Genomic DNA, 3231 nt, shown 5'->3' with positions numbered 1-3231 from the left:
ATGTTCGACTCAATTGGAATACGGCACAACGCGAGAACTCAACCTGTAGCGACTGTCGATGAGACAGACTCGTTATAGGGTCAAGCGAACAAGTGCATGTGGTGGATGCCTTGGCGATCACAGGCGATGAAGGACGCGGTAGCCTGCGAAAAGCTACGGGGAGCTGGCAAACGAGCTTTGATCCGTAGATGTCCGAATGGGGAAACCCGGCCCTTTTGGGTCATCCTGGACTGAATACATAGGTCCAGAGAAGCGAACGCGGTGAACTGAAACATCTAAGTAACCGCAGGAAAAGAAATCAACCGAGATTCCCAAAGTAGTGGCGAGCGAAATGGGATGAGCCTTGCACTCTTTATTTGTATTGTTAGCCGAACGCTCTGGAAAGTGCGGCCATAGCAGGTGATAGCCCTGTAGGCGAAAACAGTATGAAAGAACTAGGTGTGCGACAAGTAGGGCGGGACACGTGAAATCCTGTCTGAAGATGGGGGGACCATCCTCCAAGGCTAAATACTCGTGATCGACCGATAGTGAACCAGTACCGTGAGGGAAAGGCGAAAAGAACCCCGGGAGGGGAGTGAAATAGATCCTGAAACCGCATGCATACAAACAGTCGGAGCCTCGTAAGGGGTGACGGCGTACCTTTTGTATAATGGGTCAGCGACTTACGTTCAGTAGCAAGCTTAACCGTATAGGGCAGGCGTAGCGAAAGCGAGTCCGAATAGGGCGTTCAGTTGCTGGGCGTAGACCCGAAACCAGGTGATCTATCCATGGCCAGGATGAAGGTGCGGTAACACGTACTGGAGGTCCGAACCCACTAACGTTGAAAAGTTAGGGGATGAGCTGTGGATAGGGGTGAAAGGCTAAACAAACCTGGAAATAGCTGGTTCTCTCCGAAAACTATTTAGGTAGTGCCTCGTGTCTCACCTTCGGGGGTAGAGCACTGTCATGGTTGGGGGGTCTATTGCAGATTACCCCGCCATAGCAAACTCCGAATACCGAAGAGTGCAATCACGGGAGACAGACATCGGGTGCTAACGTCCGGTGTCAAGAGGGAAACAACCCAGACCGCCAGCTAAGGTCCCCAAATATAGCTAAGTGGGAAACGAAGTGGGAAGGCTAAAACAGTCAGGAGGTTGGCTTAGAAGCAGCCACCCTTTAAAGAAAGCGTAATAGCTCACTGATCGAGTCGTCCTGCGCGGAAGATGTAACGGGGCTAAGCTATATACCGAAGCTGCGGATGCGTGCTTTGCACGCATGGTAGGAGAGCGTTCCGTAAGCCTGCGAAGGTGCCTTGTAAAGGGTGCTGGAGGTATCGGAAGTGCGAATGCTGACATGAGTAGCGATAAAGGGGGTGAAAGGCCCCCTCGCCGTAAGCCCAAGGTTTCCTACGCAACGTTCATCGGCGTAGGGTGAGTCGGCCCCTAAGGCGAGGCAGAAATGCGTAGCTGATGGGAAGCAGGTCAATATTCCTGCACCATTGTTAGATGCGATGGGGGGACGGATCGCGGAAGGTTGTCCGGGTGTTGGAAGTCCCGGTCGCTGCATTGGAGAAGGCACTTAGGCAAATCCGGGTGCGTAATTCAAGGGTGTGGCGCGAGCTCCTTCGGGAGCGAAGCAATTGGAAGTGGTTCCAAGAAAAGCCTCTAAGCTTCAGTCTAACGATGACCGTACCGCAAACCGACACAGGTGGGCGAGATGAGTATTCTAAGGCGCTTGAGAGAACTCGGGAGAAGGAACTCGGCAAATTGGTACCGTAACTTCGGGATAAGGTACGCCCTTGTAGCTTGACTGGCCTGCGCCAGGAGGGTGAAGGGGTTGCAATAAACTGGTGGCTGCGACTGTTTAATAAAAACACAGCACTCTGCAAACACGAAAGTGGACGTATAGGGTGTGACGCCTGCCCGGTGCCGGAAGATTAAATGATGGGGTGCAAGCTCTTGATTGAAGTCCCGGTAAACGGCGGCCGTAACTATAACGGTCCTAAGGTAGCGAAATTCCTTGTCGGGTAAGTTCCGACCTGCACGAATGGCGTAACGATGGCCACACTGTCTCCTCCCGAGACTCAGCGAAGTTGAAGTGTTTGTGATGATGCAATCTACCCGCGGCTAGACGGAAAGACCCCATGAACCTTTACTGTAGCTTTGCATTGGACTTTGAACCGATCTGTGTAGGATAGGTGGGAGGCTATGAAACCGGAACGCTAGTTTCGGTGGAGCCGTCCTTGAAATACCACCCTGGTTTGTTTGAGGTTCTAACCTTGGCCCGTGATCCGGGTCGGGGACAGTGCATGGTAGGCAGTTTGACTGGGGCGGTCTCCTCCCAAAGCGTAACGGAGGAGTACGAAGGTACGCTAGGTACGGTCGGAAATCGTGCTGATAGTGCAATGGCATAAGCGTGCTTAACTGCGAGACCGACAAGTCGAGCAGGTGCGAAAGCAGGTCATAGTGATCCGGTGGTTCTGTATGGAAGGGCCATCGCTCAACGGATAAAAGGTACTCTGGGGATAACAGGCTGATACCGCCCAAGAGTTCATATCGACGGCGGTGTTTGGCACCTCGATGTCGGCTCATCTCATCCTGGGGCTGTAGCCGGTCCCAAGGGTATGGCTGTTCGCCATTTAAAGAGGTACGTGAGCTGGGTTTAAAACGTCGTGAGACAGTTTGGTCCCTATCTGCCGTGGGCGTTGGATATTTGAAGGGGGCTGCTCCTAGTACGAGAGGACCGGAGTGGACGAACCTCTGGTGTACCGGTTGTCACGCCAGTGGCATCGCCGGGTAGCTATGTTCGGAAGAGATAACCGCTGAAAGCATCTAAGCGGGAAACTCGCCTTAAGATGAGATATCCCTGGGGACTAGATCCCCTTGAAGGGTCGTTCGAGACCAGGACGTTGATAGGTCAGGTGTGTAAGCGCAGTAATGCGTTCAGCTAACTGATACTAATTGCCCGTAAGGCTTGATCCTATAACAAGTCTGCCTTGTAGATCGGCGCCGTGCGAAAGCACTGGCCGCGATCCAGCGCGACATGTTGGATTCTCGTGTGTGATACACACAACTTAAATTACTGCTTCTTCCCAGATTGGTTCTGTTGGCCATGCCAGCAGAACAACCCTCTTTGCCTGATGACCATAGCGAGTCGGTCCCACCCCTTCCCATCCCGAACAGGACCGTGAAACGACTCTACGCCGATGATAGTGCGGATTCCCGTGTGAAAGTAGGTAATCGTCAGGCTCCC

2 rRNA genes are annotated in these 3231 nt (G+C 53.0%); both read left to right on the top strand.

The annotated features are described in order from the left end of the window. The first annotated feature begins 78 nt into the window (after window positions 1-78). Window positions 79-2960: ribosomal RNA gene (locus C3Y15_RS31240) — 23S ribosomal RNA — on the top strand. A 154-nt stretch (window positions 2961-3114) separates the two neighbouring features. Next, window positions 3115-3227: ribosomal RNA gene (gene rrf / locus C3Y15_RS31235) — 5S ribosomal RNA — on the top strand. The last annotated feature ends 4 nt before the right edge of the window (window positions 3228-3231 follow it).

Origin of the sequence: Burkholderia sp. B10 (assembly GCF_004368385.1) — a bacterium.
In the GTDB taxonomy this organism is placed as follows: Bacteria; Pseudomonadota; Gammaproteobacteria; order Burkholderiales; family Burkholderiaceae; genus Burkholderia; species Burkholderia vietnamiensis.
The sequence above is the reverse complement of the archived record's forward strand: the minus strand, read 5'-3'. Positions and strand labels throughout refer to the sequence as shown.